Source organism: Shewanella sp. BJSY2023SW007, from assembly GCF_047314525.1.
Taxonomy (GTDB): domain Bacteria; phylum Pseudomonadota; class Gammaproteobacteria; order Enterobacterales; family Shewanellaceae; genus Shewanella; species Shewanella chilikensis.
In genome coordinates this window covers 1-1,922 of the sequence record NZ_JBKORL010000077.1, presented here as the reverse complement: position 1 = coordinate 1,922, position 1,922 = coordinate 1, and the positions used below count along the sequence as shown (strand labels likewise).

Sequence of the window (1,922 nt, the reverse complement as noted above, 5' to 3'; positions counted from 1 at the left end):
TGTTGGGCTTGTATATCTCAGACACTGAAGGTGCACATCAGTGGCTAAGTATACTAACCGATCTTCATAGTCGCGGAATTAAAGACATCCTGATTGCCTGTGTCGATGGCCTTAAAGGCTTCCCTGAAGCCATTGAAACCATTTACCCACATACAGAGGTGCAGTCATGCATCATTCATCAAATTCGTAACTCAATGAAATACGTAGCGTCTAAAAACCAGAAGGCGTTTATGGCTGATTTAAAGTGTGTCTATAAAGCCACAACCCTCAATGCAGCTGAGATGGCGCTGGACGAGCTGGAAGCCAAATGGGGCGACAAATATCCTGTGGTCATCAAGTCCTGGCGCAACAAGTGGGCGCTGTTATCGACCTATTTTAAGTACCCGGAATACGTGCGTAAGGCTATCTACACCACGAACGCGGTTGAGGCCGTACATCGTCAGTTTCGTAAACTGACGAAAACCAAGGGTGGTTTTGCCAACGAGAACAGTTTACTCAAACTGCTCTACGCCGGTATATTGAAGGCTCAGGAGCGGTGGTCACACCCGATTCAAAACTGGAATTTAACGCTATCTCAGCTGTCCATCCATTTTGAAGGACGACTGGATGCTCACATCGATCTGTGATTTTTAACGTGACACAGAATTTTGAACACCCTCCACAGAGAGAAAGCAAAATTTCGTATTTTGTACAAAGTAGAATCCCGCCCTGATTGCGGTATTCAATGAATTACGCAAGGCAGCCTAATTTAGCGAGTGGTGCACTTCGGAGTTGAATTCGCGATTACTTTATCTCTATTATCTGATGTGTATTCTAAAAACCAAGGTTTTAAAACTATGTTAAAAACAAACCGCAGGTCATTTTCATTATTAACATTCTTTTTATTAATCAATAAGTAGCCTTATCGCTAACAACTTCTTCATCGAGTGCAGAAAGAAAACTTGTTAAAATGGAAATTTTATTTCGATTATGGCACATAAATCGAAGTGAATTCTCCCTTGGAGCTAACCAACTACAGTCGCTTTAAATATTTATTAAAAATCATCACTAATTAAATCAAGAGCTAGCTTAGCTGCATCTTGGATATCTTCATTTTCTGAATTCAACGAAGTTTCCAAACCTTTTTTTAATCTGTCGTCAGGAAACACACCTGACACTTGTGTTACCCAATATCTTACACCATCAGGTACTGAAGGATCCTCTAATACTTTTTTTATTTCACAAACAACATCATCCTGATTACACTTATAAAAAAAGTCCTCAACCAACTGATACACACCCCAACCGTCCCCCTTACCATAAGAGTTAAGAAATAGTGATATAGCCTCTTTTTCAGGTGTAGCAATAAAAAACTTTCTTACCTCATCATACCTATCAATCAGTTCCTGCGTTAACTCGTTATCGTCAGGCATAGGCTGATGCTCATGTAAAAATGCAAAAGCTTCCGATCTATTCATCTTATTGTCCTACTGTTTTCCAAAGTTCTTTATTTTGCTTAATCAACTCAGATAGCTGTCTATTAATAACACGTCTATCATATCCAGCATTGCCGAGTATTTTTCTCAAATCAACAATATCTCTTGCTAAATATTCTCTATCGGTCAATCCTTTAACTAATGGTTTTTTATATGTCCATGTTAGTTCATGAAGTTCTTTGCGCATATTTATTGTTATTCCTCTGCCATGTGTTGTTGGGCTAACAGCATTCTGAATAGCATGATGCGGAGTGTGCGTTGGATTAAGACCACTTTTAATATTTGCTCCCCGAACTTGATTATAAGTACCAACATATAAATCTTCACCAGGTTTAGCTAGCTCACACCCAGCCAACCCTAGCGGATCCACCCATTCGAGCGGGTTGTGCACATAGGCCTGTGGCCGCGTGCCCCCTGCCAGCCCTATCGGATCTGGACTCAGGTATT

2 protein-coding genes and 1 pseudogene are annotated in these 1,922 nt (G+C 40.5%); 1 reads left to right on the top strand and 2 read right to left on the bottom strand.

The genetic code is table 11. The annotated features are described in order from the left end of the window. Window positions 1-626 (top strand): IS256 family transposase (locus ACMHXE_RS12845; protein WP_224868444.1); only part of this gene is annotated, 626 nt, incomplete at its 5' end. A 408-nt stretch (window positions 627-1,034) separates the two neighbouring features. On the opposite strand, the gene ACMHXE_RS12840 is transcribed toward ACMHXE_RS12845, so the two are convergent. Further along, on the bottom strand, window positions 1,035-1,457 hold the full coding sequence (locus ACMHXE_RS12840; RefSeq protein ID WP_413732429.1) for a hypothetical protein: 423 nt from the start codon (window positions 1,455-1,457) through the stop codon (window positions 1,035-1,037). A 1-nt stretch (window position 1,458) separates the two neighbouring features. After that, a pseudogene (locus tag ACMHXE_RS12835) lies at window positions 1,459-1,922 on the bottom strand (hypothetical protein); the annotation flags it as partial.